This is a genomic window from Lawsonibacter faecis (genome assembly GCF_014287675.1).
GTDB lineage: Bacteria > Bacillota > Clostridia > Oscillospirales > Oscillospiraceae > Pseudoflavonifractor > Pseudoflavonifractor faecis.
Genome location: NZ_JACOPQ010000003.1, coordinates 350,486 through 368,208 on the forward strand (window position 1 = coordinate 350,486; position 17,723 = coordinate 368,208).

General features: G+C 62.6%; 14 protein-coding genes and 1 pseudogene. 7 read left to right on the forward strand and 8 right to left on the reverse strand.

The features are described from left to right. Positions 1-48: 48 nt before the first annotated feature. Together rpoC and rpoB are read right to left on the reverse strand one after the other, a co-directional pair. Positions 49-3,798, reverse strand: a complete 3,750-nt coding sequence (gene rpoC, locus H8S62_RS05800) for a DNA-directed RNA polymerase subunit beta' (protein ID WP_186918753.1) — start codon at positions 3,796-3,798, stop codon at positions 49-51. 21 nt (positions 3,799-3,819) lie between these two features. Beyond that, the gene (rpoB, locus tag H8S62_RS05805; RefSeq protein ID WP_155148281.1) at positions 3,820-7,530 is read right to left on the reverse strand and encodes a DNA-directed RNA polymerase subunit beta; all 3,711 of its coding nucleotides are present in this window, start codon (positions 7,528-7,530) and stop codon (positions 3,820-3,822) included. Between the two features lie 487 nt (positions 7,531-8,017). Between rpoB and H8S62_RS05810 the strand changes: the two genes are divergently transcribed. Both H8S62_RS05810 and H8S62_RS05815 read left to right on the forward strand, forming a co-directional pair. Then, positions 8,018-8,545 carry an RNA polymerase sigma factor gene (locus H8S62_RS05810; protein ID WP_155148229.1) on the forward strand — a complete coding sequence of 176 codons (528 nt, stop codon included), beginning with the start codon at positions 8,018-8,020 and terminating at the stop codon, positions 8,543-8,545. Further along, positions 8,532-9,971, forward strand: coding sequence for a DUF4179 domain-containing protein (locus H8S62_RS05815; protein ID WP_155148231.1), 1,440 nt, complete (start codon positions 8,532-8,534; stop codon positions 9,969-9,971). The genes H8S62_RS05810 and H8S62_RS05815 overlap by 14 nt, the downstream gene beginning before the upstream one ends. 114 nt (positions 9,972-10,085) lie before the next feature. Here H8S62_RS05815 and H8S62_RS05820 read toward each other — a convergent pair whose 3' ends face one another. Continuing rightward, positions 10,086-10,517: a DUF3842 family protein gene (locus H8S62_RS05820; RefSeq protein ID WP_155148233.1), complete on the reverse strand. Its 432-nt coding sequence runs from the start codon at positions 10,515-10,517 to the stop codon at positions 10,086-10,088. Positions 10,518-10,740: 223 nt separating this feature from the next. On the opposite strand from H8S62_RS05820, the gene H8S62_RS05825 reads away from it, so the two are divergent. Further along, positions 10,741-11,031, forward strand: a complete 291-nt coding sequence (locus H8S62_RS05825; RefSeq protein ID WP_155148235.1) for a hypothetical protein — start codon at positions 10,741-10,743, stop codon at positions 11,029-11,031. 92 nt (positions 11,032-11,123) lie between these two features. After that, the gene (locus H8S62_RS05830) at positions 11,124-12,032 is read left to right on the forward strand and encodes a C40 family peptidase (protein ID WP_155148237.1); all 909 of its coding nucleotides are present in this window, start codon (positions 11,124-11,126) and stop codon (positions 12,030-12,032) included. A 115-nt stretch (positions 12,033-12,147) separates the two neighbouring features. Here H8S62_RS05830 and H8S62_RS05835 read toward each other — a convergent pair whose 3' ends face one another. After that, on the reverse strand, positions 12,148-12,537 hold the full coding sequence (locus H8S62_RS05835; RefSeq protein WP_155148239.1) for a serine proteinase: 390 nt from the start codon (positions 12,535-12,537) through the stop codon (positions 12,148-12,150). A 236-nt stretch (positions 12,538-12,773) separates the two neighbouring features. Between H8S62_RS05835 and H8S62_RS05840 the strand changes: the two genes are divergently transcribed. From H8S62_RS05840 to H8S62_RS17965, 3 genes and pseudogenes are all read left to right on the forward strand, one after another. Beyond that, entirely contained in the window at positions 12,774-13,193 is a 420-nt protein-coding gene (locus H8S62_RS05840; RefSeq protein WP_155148240.1) for a hypothetical protein, read from the forward strand. 220 nt (positions 13,194-13,413) lie between these two features. Continuing rightward, positions 13,414-13,803 (forward strand): annotated as a pseudogene (locus H8S62_RS18665) (collagen-like protein); the annotation flags it as partial. A gap of 42 nt (positions 13,804-13,845) precedes the next feature. After that, positions 13,846-14,316, forward strand: a complete 471-nt coding sequence (locus H8S62_RS17965; RefSeq protein ID WP_155148827.1) for a hypothetical protein — start codon at positions 13,846-13,848, stop codon at positions 14,314-14,316. 82 nt (positions 14,317-14,398) lie between these two features. On the opposite strand, the gene H8S62_RS05850 is transcribed toward H8S62_RS17965, so the two are convergent. The 4 genes from H8S62_RS05850 to H8S62_RS05865 all read right to left on the reverse strand — a co-directional run. Beyond that, positions 14,399-15,454: an alcohol dehydrogenase gene (locus H8S62_RS05850; protein ID WP_155148803.1), complete on the reverse strand. Its 1,056-nt coding sequence runs from the start codon at positions 15,452-15,454 to the stop codon at positions 14,399-14,401. A 48-nt stretch (positions 15,455-15,502) separates the two neighbouring features. Beyond that, on the reverse strand, positions 15,503-16,189 hold the full coding sequence (locus H8S62_RS05855) for a YczE/YyaS/YitT family protein (protein WP_186918754.1): 687 nt from the start codon (positions 16,187-16,189) through the stop codon (positions 15,503-15,505). A gap of 154 nt (positions 16,190-16,343) precedes the next feature. Then, on the reverse strand, positions 16,344-17,300 hold the full coding sequence (locus H8S62_RS05860) for an isochorismatase family protein (protein ID WP_243141785.1): 957 nt from the start codon (positions 17,298-17,300) through the stop codon (positions 16,344-16,346). A gap of 144 nt (positions 17,301-17,444) precedes the next feature. Beyond that, positions 17,445-17,723 (reverse strand): cysteine hydrolase family protein (locus tag H8S62_RS05865; protein ID WP_186918755.1); only part of this gene is annotated, 279 nt, incomplete at its 5' end.

Genomic DNA, 17,723 nt, shown 5'->3' on the forward strand with positions numbered 1-17,723 from the left:
CCCCGCCCGGTACACCGGGCGGGGGCGTCTCCAATTCAGGCGTGCGGTTTAGAAGGACGAGCGCATGAGCTCCTGGGTCATGTGCTCGGCGGAGGCCGACTCGGGGCCGAACTCCTCCTGCTTGTCGTACTTGCGGTACATGGCAAGGCCGGAGCCGGCGGGTATGAGCTTGCCGATGATGACGTTCTCCTTCAGGCCCAGCAGGTGGTCCACCTTGCCCTTGATGGCGGCCTCGGTGAGGACCTTGGTGGTCTCCTGGAAGGAGGCGGCGGAGAGGAAGCTCTCGGTGGCCAGGGAGGCCTTGGTGATACCCATGAGGAGCCGGGTACAGGTGGGCACCTTCAGCTCCAGGCCGTCATTGGTCTCGCCGGCGGCGATACGGGCCTGGACGGCCTTCACCGCATCCTTGAACTCGATGATATCCACGGTGGAGCCGGAGAGCAGCTCGGAATCCCCCGCCTCCTCCACGCGGACCTTGCGCATCATCTGGCGGCAGATGACCTCGATGTGCTTGTCGTTGATGTCAACGCCCTGCTGGCGGTAGGGCTTCTGGACCTCCTGGATGAGGTAGTCGTACACCGCGTGGACGCCGCGGATGCGGATGACGTCCTGGGGATAGAGGGCGCCGTCGGTGAGCATGTCGCCCTTCTTCACGATGTCGCCCTCCTTCACGCGGATGCCCGCGGAGTGGGGAATGGCGTAGGAGACCACCTCGCCGTCGTCTGCGGTGAGGTTGACGGTGACCAGGGTGGCGCGCTTGGCCTCCTCCATGGAGACGCGGCCGGAGATCTCGGCCAGCTGGGCCATCTTCTTGGGCTTGCGGGCCTCGAAGAGCTCCTCGACGCGGGGAAGGCCCTGGGTGATATCGCCTCCGGCGACGCCGCCGGTGTGGAAGGTTCGCATGGTGAGCTGGGTGCCCGGCTCGCCGATGGACTGGGCGGCGATGATGCCCACCGCCTCGCCTGCGCCCACGGCCTCGCCGATGGCCAGGTTCATGCCGTAGCACTTGGAGCACACGCCGCTGCGGGCCTCGCAGGTGAGGACGGAGCGGATATGGGCCTCGTAGATGCCGTGTTCCTCCAGCAGCTTGGCGGTATCGGCGGTCATCATGGTATCGCGGCTGACCAGCACCTCGCCGGTCTTGGGATCGCAGATGTCCTCCACCGGGTAGCGGCCCTTGAGACGCTCACCAAAGGGCTCGATGACCTGGCCGTTCTCGGAGATTTCGGAGACGGTGATGCCGTCGTGGGTGCCGCAGTCGTGCTCGCGGATGATGACCTCCTGGGACACGTCCACCAGACGGCGGGTCAGGTAGCCGGAGTCGGCGGTACGCAGAGCCGTATCGGCCAGACCCTTACGGGCGCCTCTGGAGGAGATGAAGTACTCCAGAACGGAGAGGCCCTCACGGAAGTTGGCCTTGATGGGGATCTCGATGGTGCGGCCGGAGGTGTCGGCCATCAGGCCGCGCATGCCGGCCAGCTGACGAATCTGGGCGGTGGAACCACGGGCGCCGGAGTCGGCCATCATCCAGATGGGGTTGTAGCGGTCCAGTCCGGCCATCAGGGCGTCGGTGACGTCCTTGGTGGTCTTCTCCCAGGCCTCGACGACCAGGCGGTACCGCTCGTCGTTGGTGAGGAAGCCGCGCTTGTACTGCCGCTCGATCTTGACGATCTCCTTCTCGGTGGCGGCGATGAGGTCCCGCTTTTCGTCCGGCACGGTCATGTCGGAGATGGAGACGGTCAGCGCGCCCCGGGTGGAGAACTTGTAGCCCCGGGCCTTGATGGTATCCAGCACGCCGGCGGAGAAGTTGAAGCCGTACTTGGTGATACACTTGTCGATGATCTTGCCCAGCTGCTTCTTGCCGGTGACGAAGTTAATTTCGGGGTCGAACATGGTCTCGGGATCGCTGCGGTCCACGAAGCCGATGTCCTGGGGGATGCCCTCGTTGAAAATCAGGCGGCCCACGGTGGTGCGCACCAGCTTGTGGCGCATCTCACCGTCCACCTCCCGGTAGCGGCGCACGAAGATGGGCTCATGGAGCTCCAGCGCGCCCTCGTCGTAGGCCAGGCGGGCTTCGGTGTCATCAGAGAAGATGTGCAGGCACTCCCGGGGCAGCTCGCCCTCGGGGGTCTCGGCGGCCAGCGAGGCGTAGACGGGGATATCGTCCAGGCTGCCGGGGTTCTTGACCCAGATATAGTCGTCGCCGCTCAGCTCGCCGTCGGCCAGTGCCCTGCGCACCTGGTCGCAGTCCTCGTAGGTCTCGCCGGGGGTATGCTCGGGGTAGCGCTCGTAGGTCAGGTAGTAGGAGCCCAGCACCATGTCCTGGGTGGGGACGGTGACGGGGCCGCCGTCCTGGGGACGCAGGAGGTTGTTGGCGGAGAGCATCAGCAGGCGCGCCTCGGTCTGGGCCTCGGCGGACAGGGGCACGTGGACGGCCATCTGGTCGCCGTCGAAGTCGGCGTTGAAGGCGGTGCAGACCAGGGGGTGGAGCTTGATGGCGCGGCCCTCGACCAGCACGGGCTCGAAGGCCTGGATGCCCAGCCGGTGCAGGGTGGGCGCGCGGTTGAGCATGACGGGGTGCTCCTTGATGACGAACTCCAGGGCGTCCCAGACCTTGGGATGGCCCTTATCCACCATCTTCTTGGCGCTCTTGATGTTGTTGGTGTCGCCCTCCTCCACCAGCTTCTTCATGACGAAGGGGCGGAAGAGCTCGATGGCCATCTCCTTCGGGAGGCCGCACTGGTAGATTTTCAGCTCGGGCCCGACGACGATAACGCTTCGGCCGGAGTAGTCCACCCGCTTGCCGAGGAGGTTCTGGCGGAAGCGGCCCTGCTTGCCCTTGAGCATATCGGAGAGGGACTTGAGGGCGCGGTTGTTGGCGCCGGTGACCGCGCGGCCGCGGCGGCCGTTGTCGATGAGGGCGTCCACCGCCTCCTGAAGCATCCGCTTCTCGTTGCGCACGATGATGTCGGGCGCGTTGAGCTGGATGAGGCGCTTGAGGCGGTTGTTGCGGTTGATGACCCGGCGGTAGAGGTCGTTCAGGTCGGAGGTGGCGAAGCGGCCGCCGTCCAGCTGCACCATGGGGCGCAGCTCGGGGGGGATAACGGGCAGCACGTCGATGATCATCCAGGAGGGCTTGTTGCCGGAGATGCGGAAGGCGTCCACGACCTCCAGCCGCTTGACGATGCGGGCCTTCTTCTGGCCGGAGGCGTCCTTCAGCTCGGCGCGGAGGGACTCGGAGAGCTGCTCCAGGTCGATGTCGTCCAGGAGCTTTTTCACCGCCTCGGCGCCCATGCCGGCCTCGAAGTCGTCCTCGTACTTCTCCCGCATATCGCGGTACTCCTTCTCGGAGAGGATTTGGTTCTTGGCCAGAGGGGAGAAGCCGGGGTCGGTGACGATATAGCTGGCGAAATAGAGGACCTTCTCCAGAATGCGTGGGCTGATGTCCAGCAGCAGACCCATCCGGGAGGGGATGCCCTTAAAATACCAGATATGGGATACGGGGGCGGCCAGCTCGATGTGGCCCATGCGCTCGCGGCGCACCTTGGCGCGGGTGACCTCGACGCCGCAGCGGTCGCAGATCTTGCCCTTGTAGCGGATTTTCTTATATTTGCCGCAGTGGCACTCCCAATCCTTGGTGGGCCCAAAAATTTTCTCACAGAACAGACCGTCCCGCTCGGGCTTGAGGGTGCGGTAGTTGATGGTCTCGGGCTTTTTGACCTCGCCGTAGGACCACTCGCGGATCTGTTCCGGGGAGGCGATGCCAATGCGGATGGCGTCAAATTCAGCGTAACTCATAAGTTTGTCGTCCTCCCTCTCTTATTCCTCGTCCTCGCCGTCGTCCGCGAGGATGTCCACGTCGCCGTCCAGCAGGTCGTCCTCGTCGGCGTCGTCGGCAATGAGGTCGTCGTCGTCGCTCTCGGCCTTGAGGGTGAAGCCCGCCGCCTGGAGCTCGGACTCGCCGGCCTCGTAGCCGAAGCCGAAGTCGTCGTCCCGGACGCGGTCGGGGGCGAAGCTGTCCTCCTCCTCGTCCTTGAGCTCAATCTCCGCGCCCTGGTCATCCAGGACCTTGATGTCCAGGCACAGGGACTGCAGCTCCTTCACCAGCACCTTGAAGGACTCGGGCACGCCGGGCTTGGGCACGTTGTGGCCCTTGACAATGGCCTCATAGGTGCGGACACGGCCGGTCACGTCGTCGGACTTGACGGTCAGAATCTCCTGCAGGGTGTAGGCCGCGCCGTAGGCCTCCAGGGCCCAGACCTCCATCTCGCCGAAGCGCTGGCCGCCGAACTGGGCCTTTCCGCCCAGAGGCTGCTGGGTGACCAGGGAGTAGGGGCCGGTGGAGCGGGCGTGGATCTTATCGTCGACCAGGTGGTGCAGCTTGAGGAAGTAGACGTAGCCCACGGTGACGCGGTTGTCAAACCGCTCGCCGGTGCGGCCGTCGTACAGCCAGCTCTTGCCGTCCTTCTCCAGGCCGGCCAGCTCCAGGGTGGCCTCGATCTCGGGCTCGTTGGCGCCGTTGAAGATGGGTGTGGCCACCTTCCAGCCCAGGGTCTTGGCGGCGTAGCCCAAGTGGACCTCCAGCACCTGGCCGATGTTCATACGCGACGGGACGCCCAGGGGGTTGAGCACGATGTCCAGGGGTGTGCCGTCGGGCAGGAAGGGCATATCCTCCTGGGGCATGATGCGGGAGACGACGCCCTTGTTTCCGTGGCGGCCGGCCATCTTGTCGCCCACGCTGATTTTACGCTTCTGGGCAATATAGACGCGCACCACCATGTTCACGCCGGGGCTCAGCTCGTCGCCCGCCTCCCGGGTGAAGACCTTCACGTCCACAATGATGCCGCTCTCGCCGTGGGGCACCTTAAGGGAGGTGTCGCGGACCTCGCGGGCCTTCTCGCCGAAGATGGCGCGCAGGAGGCGCTCCTCGGCGGTGAGGTCGGTCTCGCCCTTGGGGGTGACCTTGCCCACCAGAATATCGCCGGAGCGGACCTCGGCGCCCACGCGGATGATGCCGCGCTCGTCCAGGTCCTTCAGGGCGTCCTCGCCCACGTTGGGGATGTCCCGGGTGATCTCCTCGGGCCCCAGCTTGGTGTCGCGGGACTCGGTCTCGTACTCCTCGATGTGGATGGAGGTAAACACGTCGTCCTTCACCATCCGCTCGTTGAGCAGGATGGCGTCCTCGTAGTTGTAGCCCTCCCAGGTCATGAAGCCCATGAGGATGTTCTTGCCCAGGGCGACCTCGCCGTTCTGGGTGGAGGGGCCGTCGGCGATAACCTCGCCCTTCTCCACCTTCTGCCCGGCGGTGACGATGGGGCGCTGGTTGATGCAGGTGCCGTGGTTGCTGCGCATGAACTTGGTAAGCTTGTGGTCCACCACGCGGCCGTCGGTGTAGCGCACGGAGATATAGTCGGCGCTGACGCGGACGACCTCGCCGTCCTCCTCGGCCAGGATAGCGACCTCGGAGTCGATGCAGTTCTTGTGCTCCTGGCCGGTGGCCACGATGGGGGCCTCTGCGGTGAGCAGGGGCACGGCCTGGCGCTGCATGTTGGCGCCCATCAGGGCGCGGTTGGCATCGTCGTTCTCCAGGAAGGGGATCATGGCGGTGGCGATGGAGAACATCATCTTGGGGGACACGTCGATATAGTCCACCTGGTCCCGGTCCACCTCGATGATCTCGTTGCGGTGGCGGCAGGTAATACGGTCGTTGACGAGGTGGCGGTCGCCGTCCAGGGGCTCGGTGGCCTGGGCGATGATATACTCATCCTCGATGTCGGCGGTCATATACTCCACCTGCTCGGTAAGGCAGCCGGTGGCCTTGTCCACCTTCCGGTAGGGGGACTCAATAAAGCCGTAGCGGTTGATCCGGGCGTAGGACGCCATATAGGAGATGAGGCCGATGTTGGGACCTTCGGGGGTCTCGATGGGGCACAGGCGGCCATAGTGGCTGTAGTGGACGTCGCGGACGTCGAAGGAGGCCCGGTCGCGGCTGAGGCCGCCGGGGCCCAGGGCGGACATACGGCGCTTGTGGGTCAGCTCGGCCAAGGGGTTGGTCTGGTCCATGAACTGGCTCAGGGGGGAAGAGCCGAAGAACTCCTTGATGGCGGCGGTGACCGGACGGATATTGATGAGGCTCTGGGGGGTGACGATGTCCAGGTCCTGGATGGTCATCCGCTCGCGGATGACCCGCTCCATGCGGCTGAAGCCGATCCGGAACTGGTTTTGCAGCAGCTCGCCCACGCAGCGCAGGCGGCGGTTGCCGAGGTGGTCGATGTCGTCGGCGGTGCCGATGCCGCTGGCGAGGCAGTTGAGGTAGTTGATGGAGGACATCATGTCGTCCACGATGATGTGCTTGGGCACCAGGTCGTCCACCCGGTCCTTCACGGCCTCCTTCAGCTCCTCGCCGGAGAACTGCTCCAGCAGCTCCCGGAGAACGGAGAAGCGGACCCGCTCCTCAATCCCGCACTCCTCGGGATCAAAATCCACGAACTTGGACATATCCACCATGTTATTGGAGAATACTTTTACCAGGGTGCCGTTCTCCTGCTCCACCACGGCCTCGTTGACGCCCTTGTCGTCCAGCTCGCGGGCGCGCTCCCGGGTGAGGACCTCGCCGGGCTCGGCGATGATCTCTCCGGTCATGGGGTCGGCCACGGGCATCGCCAGCTTCTGGCCCACCAGGCGGTGCCACAGGGCCAGCTTCTTGTTGAACTTATAGCGGCCCACGGCGGAGAGGTCGTACCGGCGGGGGTCGAAGAAAAGGGCGTTCAGAAGGCTCTCGGCGGAGTCCACCGTGGGAGGCTCGCCGGGACGGAGCTTGCGGTAGACCTCCAGCAGGGCCTCCTCGTAGGTCTTACAGGCGTCCTTCTCCAGGGTGGCCACCATGCGGGGATCCTCGCCGAACATCTCCAGGATCTCGGCGTCGGTCTTGGGACCCACGGCGCGGATAAAGCTGGTGATGGGGAGTTTTCTGTTCTTGTCAATGCGCACGTAGAAGATGTCGCTCAGGTCGGTCTCATACTCCAGCCACGCGCCCCGGTAGGGGATCACGGTGGTGGCGAAGGTCACGCTGCCCGTCTTGTCCTCGTTCTTGGCGTAATAGATGCCGGGGGAGCGGACGATCTGGGAGACAATGACGCGCTCGGCGCCGTTAATGACAAAGGTGCCGGCCTTGGTCATCAGCGGGAAGTCGCCCATGAAGATCTCCTGCTCCTTGATCTCCTCGGTCTCCTTGTTGCGCAGACGCACCCGCACCTTGATGGGTGCGGCGTAGGTCGCGTCCCGGGCCTTGCACTCCTCCACGTTGTACTTGGGGGGCTCATCCATGGAGTAGTCAATGAAGCTCAGCTCCAGGTTGCCCGCGTAGTCGGTAATGGAGGCCACGTCCTTGAAGACTTCCCGCAGGCCCTTGTCCAGGAACCACTGGTAGGAATTCTTTTGAACCTCCAGCAGATTGGGCATTTCCAGGATCTCTTCGTGACGGGCGTAGCTCTTGCGCAGGGTCTTTCCGTAGTAGACGTCCTTGACCATCATCGTAGAAATAACACCTCGTTTTCTCTTACTGCGGCCCGCTCCCCCGCTGGCTTACGGGGTTTGAGCCGCTTTCCCTGTCCATTTTTTCGTCAAATCAACCAAAGGGGTCTCGCCCGGCCGCATTCGATACGCCCGGCCGCGTTGAGTTTTTGTTTAATTCCCTATTGCGCTTTTCTCCGCTCCGTGGTAAACTAAGTCCAAGATGGGAGAGAATCGGGAAGCGCCCCTTTGGCACATGAAAGCATTTAAGTATACCATGTGTATTTGCACAAGTCAATCCTTTTTATGGTTGAAATCTGGAGAAATCCAGATTTTTTATTTGCCCAAGCCGCCTTCCCTGTGGGCGGCCCCACTCGCCGCCCGCCCCTCCGCCCGCTGACCGCGGGCTTTTTTTATGCCCATGTCACAAATCAATGATACCCTGCGTTATAAGAGTGAAAATCGGTTTTCACCTTGCAACAGAATATTAGAAAGGAGGGGCTTTATGGACGAGCAAGCCCTGCAGGCCGCCTTTTCCGCAGGGGACGACGCCTGTCTCTCCGCCGCCATCGCCCTGTACGGACAGCCTCTGCTGCGTTACTGCCACCACATTCTCTGTGACTACCACGAGGCCCAGGATGCGGTGCAGGCCACCTTTATAAAAGCGTGGAGCCACCGGGCGGGCTTCCGCGGCGGCTCCCTCCAGGCCTGGCTGTTCCGCATGGCCTATACCACCAGTATTGACCTGCTCCGCCGGAGAAAGCGCCAGCTTTTCGCTCCTCCGCCCCAGCCGCCCGCCTCCGACCCGGACTATATCGGCGCGGAGCTCCGCGCCGCCCTGCTCTCCCTCTCCGCCGAGGAGCGCGCCCTGGTCTTCGGCCGGGTGATGGAGGAGCTGAGCTTTGACGAGCTCGCTGAGCGCCACGGCATCGGCGCCCCCACCCTGCGCAAGCGCTACGAGCGCGCCCGGAAGAAACTGGCCGCCGCGCTGACGCGCTCAGGAAAGGAGTGTACCCAGTATGAAGCTGAATAGCGAAGAGGCCCTGATTCGCGCCGCCCTCTCCGAAATCGAGACCCCGGCCTATGAGATTGAAAGGACCGTGAGAAACGCCATGCGTCAAGATACCGCCGCCCGTCCCCGCCACTTTCCACGGGCCGCCCTGCTGGCCGCCGCACTGGTGGCGGTTCTCGCCGTCGGGGCCGCCGCCGTGAGCATCAGCGGCCTGTGGACGCGCTTCTTCCCCAATCCCGTCCCCTCCAGTGCCATTACCACCGTCAACGAGAGCCAGACCGCCGGGGGCTACACCCTCACCCTGGAGGACGCCGTGGCGGACGACAACGGCATCATCCTCCTCCTGACCCTCAGCCGCGCCGACGGCGGCGCCATCGATCCCGCCATCCGGCTCAGCTCCAAGTCCATGCACGTCAAGCTCTTTGCCGACGGCAGGGAGTTTCCCGGCGGGTTCGACCGCCTGCCCGTCCTCTCCGACGACGGCAAGTCCCTCCTCTTCTGCTTTGAGGCCCGGAGCAACAGGCTCTCCGACTTCGTGGGCCTCTCGGGCAAAACCCTGACCTTCACCGCCGACGGCGTGGCGGCCCCCCTCTACTCCCCCGGCGCCTTTGGGTACCGCCCGGAGGAGCCCGCCGACCTCGCCCCCCTGGCGGAGGTCGAAATTCCCAGCCTCGCCCCCCTGGGCCACGTGGACTTCATGGAGGACGGCGACCTGGAGCCCGTCCGCGCAGCTATCGCGGCCCAGGACATCTCCATCCCCCTCCCCCTGGGCGACGAGTTCCCCCAGTGCGCCGTCCGCGGCGCAGTCATATTAAAGGAGGGTCTGGCCATCGCCATCGCCCAGGACCGGGGCGAGAGCGGCAGCCGGGTCTGCACCGGGATTCTGCCCTCGGCTCTGATCGACACCCGAGACGGCACCCGCTACGATATGGAGCAGGGCGTCGGCTTCCCCCTGGCCGACGGCGGGGAGACCCAGCTCCAGCTCTATACCTTCTACGGCTGCCCACTCACCGCCGAGGATCTCCCCTACCTGCAGCTGGAAGTCGATTATGATATCGACGAGGTCTATTCCGCCGCTCCCTTCTCTCTCACCTTTGTCCCCGACGGCGACGCGGCCATGATTCTTCCCATGGAGCAGACCGTGGAGGTCTCCGGAGTGACGCTCCATGTAGAGGAGCTGCGGCTCTCCGCCCTGCGGGTCAACCTCCGCTTCGGCGACCCCATGGACCCCATTTCTGCCACCCTGCGCGCCACCGAAACCGCCCCGGTCATTACCCTGAGGGACGGCACGACCGTCTCCACCGTCTGGCAGGGCGGCAGCGGCGGGGCCGACGCATGCAACGTGGGCTTCCTGCCCGAGACGGAAAACGGCGAGCGCGTCTTCCTGGACACTGCGCTGATCGCCTCCGTTACACTGGGCGGCACGGAAATCTGGACGGCCCCCTAGTCCCCTGCCCCAGGGCCGCGGCTTCCCAAAACGCCGCCGTTCCCATCTTTCATTCAATAAAAAGAGCGCTGACGGTACAAACTATACCGTCAGCGCTCTTTTTTATGCTTCCATTCACTCCGTCAGCCGCCGCACCTCGTCCGCCACCAGGTCCATGGCCCGGTCCAGGTACTGGGACACCGGCGCGCCCTCCACCGGCAGCTTGATGCGGCAGCGCTCCATGGGGATGAGGATTTTCAGCGCGTCGCTCTCCCCCACCGCCCGGGCCATGTCCGGCGTAATCTCTCCCAGAAGCCCGCCGGAGGCCAGAATGGTCACCACGCCCAGAATGATCCGGGCCTTTCCGGCGTTCACCACCACGGCGTTCTCCCCGGTGGCCCCGTCGTCGGCCCCCGCCTTAAGCATCCTGCCCGTGGCCTCCGAGTTGGTGCCCAGCGCCCGGACGTGGAGATCGGGCTGGGTCTTCTTCAGCTTCTCCACCAGGCTCTTCCCAATACCCCCGCCCAGGCCGTCCACCACGGCGACAATAATCTCGCTCCTTTTCATTCTCCATCGGCTCCGTTCGATTGCGTTTTCTATTGAATGCTTCCACATTTTACAGGATAAGTGGAGAAAATGCAAACTTATTTTCCACAAACCCACTTTCGTCATTTTGATTGACATAACTTGTCCCTGGCAGGAATTTCTTCTGGAAAAAGTTTGACAGCGGCACTACAATGTGTTACAATTTGGTTACAGTTTTGAAATCACTTGTTACAAGGAGGACCACATGGCCGAAGAAAAGATTCCGCTGACCTATAAGGGTCACCCCCTGCGCAGAAAAGACAACCTGATTTATTACGGCAGCATGGCCGATAAATACATCATCATGCTCCAGGTGCTGGACACCAAAAAGGTGGACGACCTGGACGTCGCAACCAAAGTCTCCGTCCAGCTTCAGCTCACCGATCCCGACCTGAAGAGCCGGGACCGGGTGGTCAAGAAGAGCGAGAAGGACAGCCTCTACAACGCTATGGACGTAGCCTCCGTGTGGCTGGAGCGTGCGCTGTCCAATAAATAAACAAAAAATAAGCCCCCCAGACAAATGAACCTGAACGAGATGTGAACTGACGCGGCGCTTCGCCGCTTACTTTGAAACGGAGGCTGTTACCAATGATACATTCCGCCAAGCTCCTGCGCACCGCCATCCTGGGCGCCGCCCTCACCTCCATCATGGTTGTCGGCGCTTCCGCCGCCAGCCTGGGTGTGGGCACCGTCACCGCCGACGCCCTGCGCCTGCGGGATGCGGCCGGCACCGAGGCCACCGTACTGGCCACCGCCCCCAAGGGGGACGCCGTGGTGGTTCTGGAGGACGCAGGCAGCGGCTGGTACAAGGTGGACTACAAGTCCGTAGAGGGTTATATGTCCGGCGAGTTCCTGGAGGTCCAGGAGGCCGCCGACGTAAAGATCGGCTACGGTATGGTCCAGACCGACGGCGCCGCTCTCAATATGCGCAGCGGCCCGGGCACCGGCTTTGACAAGGTTGCCACACTCTCCAACGGCGCGGTGGTGGACATCGTCGGCATTGATACCGGCTGGTACAAGGTTACATATAACGACAAGACCGGCTACGTGAGCAGCGACTACATGATCACCGTGAAGGACTCTGCCGGTTCCCGCGGCGACGCCACGGCGGTTGCCGCCACCTCCGACCTGGGCTCCCAGATCGTAGCCTACGCCAAGCAGTTCCTGGGTACCCCCTATGTCTACGGCGCCAACGGCCCCAATAGCTTTGACTGCTCCGGCTTCACCAAGTATGTCTACTCCCACTTTGGCTATACCCTCAACCGCACCGCTACCGATCAGCTGTCCAACGGCACCTCCGTCACCAAGGACCAGCTGCAGCCCGGCGACCTGGTGTTCTTCAAGTACAATACCTCCAAGCCCGTTTCCCATGTGGGCATCTACATCGGCAGCGGCCAGTTCATCCACGCCTCCACCAATTCCTACGCAGTTCAGATCGACGATCTGACCACCGGCCACTATAACCGCGTGTACGTCTATGGCCGCCACGTCATCTGATTGCCAAATAACATTACCAGTTGAAAAGCTCCGCTGCCTACGGGCAGCGGAGCTTTTTCATCTCATCTTTCGGCACTAAACAGCTTGCCCCTTCGGCGGAGCCGCAGCGGGCCTCTTACTCCTTCGGCTCCTCGGGGCAGTCGTCACGGACCTCGCACTCACTGAAGAAGTCAGGCTCCTCGGGAGGTACGTTCACATCCACGTTGGGCGTCTCCTCGCCCATCTCGTCCTCGGTCTTCAGCTCGGCAATGCGGGTTCTGTTCTCCTCGATGGTGGTACGGGAGGCGGTAATCTTCTCGCAGAGCGCCACATAGGCGGCCTCAGGCGCCATGCCCCGCTCCGCGTAGTAGAGCTTTCCGATTTCAATATACGCCTTCTTAATGGCGTCCTCCTCGGAGGAGTTGGCCAGGTTCAGCTTTGCAATCTCGGCAATCTGCTTGGACTTCGCCATACCGGCCCGGCCCAAATCCATCGCCTTATCTCTCAAATCATCAAAAAATGCCATATCAATGACCTCCTTATGTTTTATCCTATGCGGATATGAGTTCAATTGGAATCTGGCCTTATTCTATACTCTTTTTCCACTCAGCGCAAGGGTCGCCCCCTCTATTTAACGGTTTTTTAATTATCCCCGCCCCGGCATTGAAAATACCTTAAACATCCCCTATGGCGGCGCTATCCTCTGTCGGTTTCCGTCGTGTTGTGGTATAATGAATAAAATCAGTATCCGGGGTGAACGCAATGACGGAGCAGAGAACCTTCCAGGGCGTCAGCATCACTTTTGACGAGCACTGGGCGCGCATCGTAACGGACGCGGCGCTCTTCGCCTATCTGGAGCGCCGCGGGAAGAAGGACGCCTCACTCCTGGCGGTATACCTGAAATCTGAGTATGAGACCATTTACGGCAAGCCGCTGGAGATCTCCGCCGATTCTCTGGCCATAGAAATTTTGATTCACGCCTACATCGACAAGCTGGCAAAGGCCCTGCACGGCGCCCGGCTGCCGGAGGCCCTGCTCGACGCGCTGGGGCCGCTGCTCAGCCGCATTGAAGCCAGCACGGCCGTGATTGACTGCGGCGAAAGGTGCGTGGACAACAACCGCTTTGTCTTTGACGGACTTGAGCCGTTCGCCCCGCTCATTATCGCACTGCTGGATAAGTAATCTGATAAACCGGCCCCCTCCCTCCGGCGTCGCGGCACGCCTGCCAGCATCCTGCATATCATGGGAAAGGAGGTTGTATCTTATGAATTATTATCAAGGCTCCAACGGCTCTATTCCCGCCGAGGTGCTTTATCCAAGCTATGGCTGCAGCTGTGGCTGCGACTGCGGCTGTACGCCCCCCGCCCCTCCCTGCCAGACCGTTCAGGTCTGCCCCATTCCCGGCCCAACCGGCGCGACCGGCCCCCAGGGACCCATGGGCCCCATGGGTCCTATGGGCTCTCAGGGCCCCCAGGGTCCTGCCGGCCCCACCGGCACCCAGGGTCCCACAGGAGCCACGGGTGTCCAGGGTCCCGTGGGATCAACCGGCGCAACGGGTGCAACGGGTGCAACGGGCGCAACCGGCCCCTCCGGCGGCCCGGCCGGCCCGACTGGCCCGACCGGCGCGACTGGCGCGACCGGTGCGACCGGTGCGACCGGCGCGACCGGCGCGACCGGCGCGACCGGCGCGACCGGCGCAACTGGTGCGACCGGTGCGACTGGCGCGACCGGCGCGACCGGCGCGACTGGTGCGACTGGTGCGACCGGTGCGACCGGTGCGACCGGCGCGACCGGCGCTGCCGGTAATGCCGTGGAATGCTTCTGTGTCCAGCAGATGCGCAATATTCTACAGCAGTTGATTACACTATATCCCAACGACAACCTTGTTATTTCCATGGAGAGCGGCAACAATGTCAGCGGACGCCCCGGCGCCCTGCTGCCCGCCCCCAACACCAACCCCAACGCGGGTCTTTTCCAGTTGGTGAACAATCAAGGCGTCCCGCAGGAGGCCGTCTCCCTCTGCCGGATTGCGGCGGTCAGGGTCTCCAGCGCCACTTACAATAATACCATCACCTATCTGCCCGCCCCCGTCCCCGCGCCCGAGGGCTGCGGCGCGGACTGCCAGGCCGCCATCCGTGCCTTCCTCCCGGTGGGCACCACGGGTGTGGACATCAACGCCGGCGGACAGACGGTGGCCCAGGGCACCGTGCTGCAGAGTCAGTTCGGCGTGCTGGTTCTGGTAGGCCCCAACAACAGCGACCCCACCTTTGTCTCCACCTGCAAGGCGGAAATTCTCAACAAGTAATTGCGTTTATCGCTTATTTTGGTAAGGCAGGAGGGGACCGGCGCTTTTGCGCCGGTCCCCTCCTGATTGATGCATATTAAGCTCAGCGCTCGTAGGGGGTAATGGCTACCTTGACGCAGCCGTCCAGGTGCTTCTCAAAAATCTCGTACCCATGCATGATGTCGTTGAGGGGCATGGTATGGGTGATGAGGGGGCGGCAGTTGATCTTCCCGCCCTCGATGAGCTTCATGAGGGTGTCGTTGTGGGAGGCGTCCACGCCGCCGGTCTTAAAGATGAGGTTCTTGCCGTACATCTGGTGCAGCGGCAGGGACTGGGCCTCCTCATACATGGCGATGAGGGAGACGATGCCGTTGGGACGGGCCACCTGCCACGCGGTGTCGAAGGTGCCGTGTCCGCCGGCCACCTCTATGACGGAGTCCGCGCCCCGGCCGTCGGTGAGGCCCTTGACAATGGCGTCCAGGTCCTGGGTCTTGGGGTTCACGGTCACGTCGCACCAGCCGTTCTTCTTGGCGAACTCCAGCCGCTCATCGATGACGTCCACCGCCACGATGAAGGCCGGCCCGAAGAGGCGGGCGCTCATCATAGTGGTGCAGCCCACAGGGCCGGCCCCCAGGACGACGACCACGTCGCCGGGCTTAATCTCCGCCAGCTCCGCGCCGAAGTAGCCGCTGGGCAGGATGCAGGAGATCATGATTACGTCCTCGTAATCCAGGCTGTCGGGGATGAGGGTCAGGCCGTTGTCGGCGTAGGGCACGCGGACGTACTCGGTCTGGCAGCCGTCGATACGGCAGCCCAACTCCCAGCCGCCGGACACACAGTTGTTGACGAAGCCGTGCTTGCAGAAGTAGCACTCGCCGCAGAAGGTCTCCACGTTGGCGGCCACCCGCTGCCCGGGCTGAATCTTTTTGACCGCATCCCCCACAGCGATGACCTCGCCGGCGAACTCATGACCCAGAATCACGTTTTCCTTGGCCCGGGGCACCGCCCCGTTGCGGATGTGGAAGTCGCTGGTGCAGATGCTGGACATCCCGACCCTGACGATGGCGTCGCGGGGGTCCAGAATGGTGGGAATATCGCGCTCTTCAAAACGGAGGTCGCCCTTGCCATGATAAACGACGCCCATCATTTTTTCACTCATAATTCACTTCTCCTTTTCATGACAGTACAGTTGACGCTTCCGTTTTTATTACTTGGCGGGCTCTGGCTCTCTGACCGTGCCCGCCCATTTATCCACCACGGGGCCCAGTTTGGTGATGATGGGGGCCATGACGGGACCCACGCCCACCATGCCCAGGATGGTGCCGAAGAAGACGGTGCCGCCCATCAGGAAGCCGCCCAGCACCATTACGGCGTCGAAGATGATACGCTCCCACTTGAGGGGGATTTTGGTGAGCTTGGCCATGGTCTGGTTGAAAGCGTCGGAGGGTCCGCAGCCCAGCTCGGCAGACTGGTAAAAGCCCAGGCCGACGCCCAGGGCCAGAGTACCCAGCACCAGGACTACAATCTTGATGACCAAGCCGGGGTCCGGTCCCATCATGCCGCCCAGCATATCAATGAAGATCTGGCTGAACGTCCCCAGCGTAAACGTATACAGCACCGTGCCGATGTTAATCATTTTGCGATTCAGAATCAGGATGATGACGAAGAACACAATATTAAAAATATTCATCGCCATGCCGAAGTCGAGGTGGAGTTGGACGCCCATGCCCTGAACGAAGGCGGTGACAGGATCCGCGCCCAGGGCGGCCATAACATAGGCCGCGGCGCCGAAGCCCGTAATAACGACGCCGATCATGATCACAATGCAGCGAATGATGATACTTCTTACCGTGTACTTCCCTTTTCCCCAAAAACTGAATACTCCACTGCTCAAAATATTCCCCTCCTCTTATTCTCTCAAGCCGTATCTCTCCCCCTGCTCTTGCAGGGACGGCTGCCGCAGCGGTGAGATTTACCATCCCCCCTCCCCCTCTCACGCTGCGGCGCACCGTCACTGACGCCTGCGGATTACCTCTGGAATCAATTGCTTATCCCGGTTGCGTCTCCCCGCTCATCTCAGCCATGTACTCCAGAATGTCATTGCCGGGGAGCACCTCAATCCCATAGTTGACCCGCAGCAGGTTCAGGCCGAATTCATGCTCCACCTGTGTGGTGGAGTCCACGCAGTCCTCCGCGATGAGGACCCGGTAGCCCCGGTGGAACGCCTCGATGGCGGTCTGAGCCACACACACGTGGGTCCGCCAGCCCACCAGGATAATCGTATCGGCGCCCAGCTTTTTCAGGGTGTTTTGCAGCTTGGTGCCGATGAATGCGTTGAAGTAGTTCTTCTTTAGTACAAAGTCCCTGGGGTCCGGCCTCAGCTCCTGGATGACCTGGACGCCCCAGGTGCCCTCAATGGCGTGGTCCTCCCAAATCTCCAGCTCCGGGTCGTTGCGGTGGTGGGAGTCGCAGACATAGATGATGGGAATTTTCATCTCCCTGGCCCGGGCGAAAAAGGCCTCCAGCGGCTTGATGACGTTGTAAATCCGCCGACAGGGCAGGGCTCCCCCGTCCAGGAAGTCGTTTTGCAGATCCGTCCCCACGATGGCCACCCTGCTGCGCTCCAGACTGCTGCGGTTTTCCTCCTCCAGGACCTCGCCGCAGTCGTTCTCCTCCAGCGCCTTGTTGAGGGTGATGCGGATATGCTCCAGCTCCTGGATCTGGCTCTCAATGTCGAAGAGCTGCCGCTTCAGGTAGCTGCGCAGGTCCACGTCCGGGTCGTTGAGCAGTACGGCGATATCCTCCAGAGAGAACCGCTGTTCCCGGTAAAAATGAATTTTGTGCAGCCGGGCGATATCCTCCTCCGAGTAGAGGCGGTACCCCGCCGGTGACCGGGCCGCGGGCTTCAGCAGTCCGATTTTCTCATAAAACCGGATTCCCTTGACGGTCAGCCCGGTCATATCCGCCGCCGCCTTGACGGTCAGCATCCGCGTATTCTCTCCCATGCAAGGTCTCCTTGAGGATGTAGTCGTTCAGCCTTCCCTGCGTGGGAAGACGCAGGGCCGTGCGCTCACACCTGACCGCAGGACGTCCCTTCGCGCTTTGCGGGGTGCGGCTTCCCGGGCGCATTGCCGGCAGAGCGCAGAATTTTACAGCTTGGCAATGATCTGATCGCTCTCGGTGACGGTGCCGAAGTGGGTCTCGATGTCCCAGAGGGTGGACTCCTGCTCCCGGGGCCCGGTGGCGCGCACGCAGTCCCTGGGCACGATGACCTGATAGCCCAGGAAGAACGCGTCGTGGCAGGTGGAGCGCACGCAGATATTGGTCACCACGCCGGTCACCACCACGCTCCTGCGCCCCAGCTCCCGCAGCACCAGGTCCAGGTCGGTCTGGTAGAACCCGCTGAACCGCCGCTTGGGAATCTGGTA

Coding starts and splice junctions, on each gene's coding strand:
- H8S62_RS05860 (WP_243141785.1), bottom strand. CDS start 17,300: ATGGGAGAGAATACGCGGATGCTGACCGTCAAGGCGGCGGCGGATATG.
- H8S62_RS05825 (WP_155148235.1), top strand. CDS start 10,741: ATGGCCGAAGAAAAGATTCCGCTGACCTATAAGGGTCACCCCCTGCGC.
- H8S62_RS05830 (WP_155148237.1), top strand. CDS start 11,124: ATGATACATTCCGCCAAGCTCCTGCGCACCGCCATCCTGGGCGCCGCC.
- H8S62_RS17965 (WP_155148827.1), top strand. CDS start 13,846: ATGCGCAATATTCTACAGCAGTTGATTACACTATATCCCAACGACAAC.
- H8S62_RS05850 (WP_155148803.1), bottom strand. CDS start 15,454: ATGAGTGAAAAAATGATGGGCGTCGTTTATCATGGCAAGGGCGACCTC.
- rpoC (WP_186918753.1), bottom strand. CDS start 3,798: ATGAGTTACGCTGAATTTGACGCCATCCGCATTGGCATCGCCTCCCCG.
- H8S62_RS05815 (WP_155148231.1), top strand. CDS start 8,532: ATGAAGCTGAATAGCGAAGAGGCCCTGATTCGCGCCGCCCTCTCCGAA.
- H8S62_RS05820 (WP_155148233.1), bottom strand. CDS start 10,517: ATGAAAAGGAGCGAGATTATTGTCGCCGTGGTGGACGGCCTGGGCGGG.
- H8S62_RS05840 (WP_155148240.1), top strand. CDS start 12,774: ATGACGGAGCAGAGAACCTTCCAGGGCGTCAGCATCACTTTTGACGAG.
- H8S62_RS05810 (WP_155148229.1), top strand. CDS start 8,018: ATGGACGAGCAAGCCCTGCAGGCCGCCTTTTCCGCAGGGGACGACGCC.
- H8S62_RS05835 (WP_155148239.1), bottom strand. CDS start 12,537: ATGGCATTTTTTGATGATTTGAGAGATAAGGCGATGGATTTGGGCCGG.
- rpoB (WP_155148281.1), bottom strand. CDS start 7,530: ATGGTCAAGGACGTCTACTACGGAAAGACCCTGCGCAAGAGCTACGCC.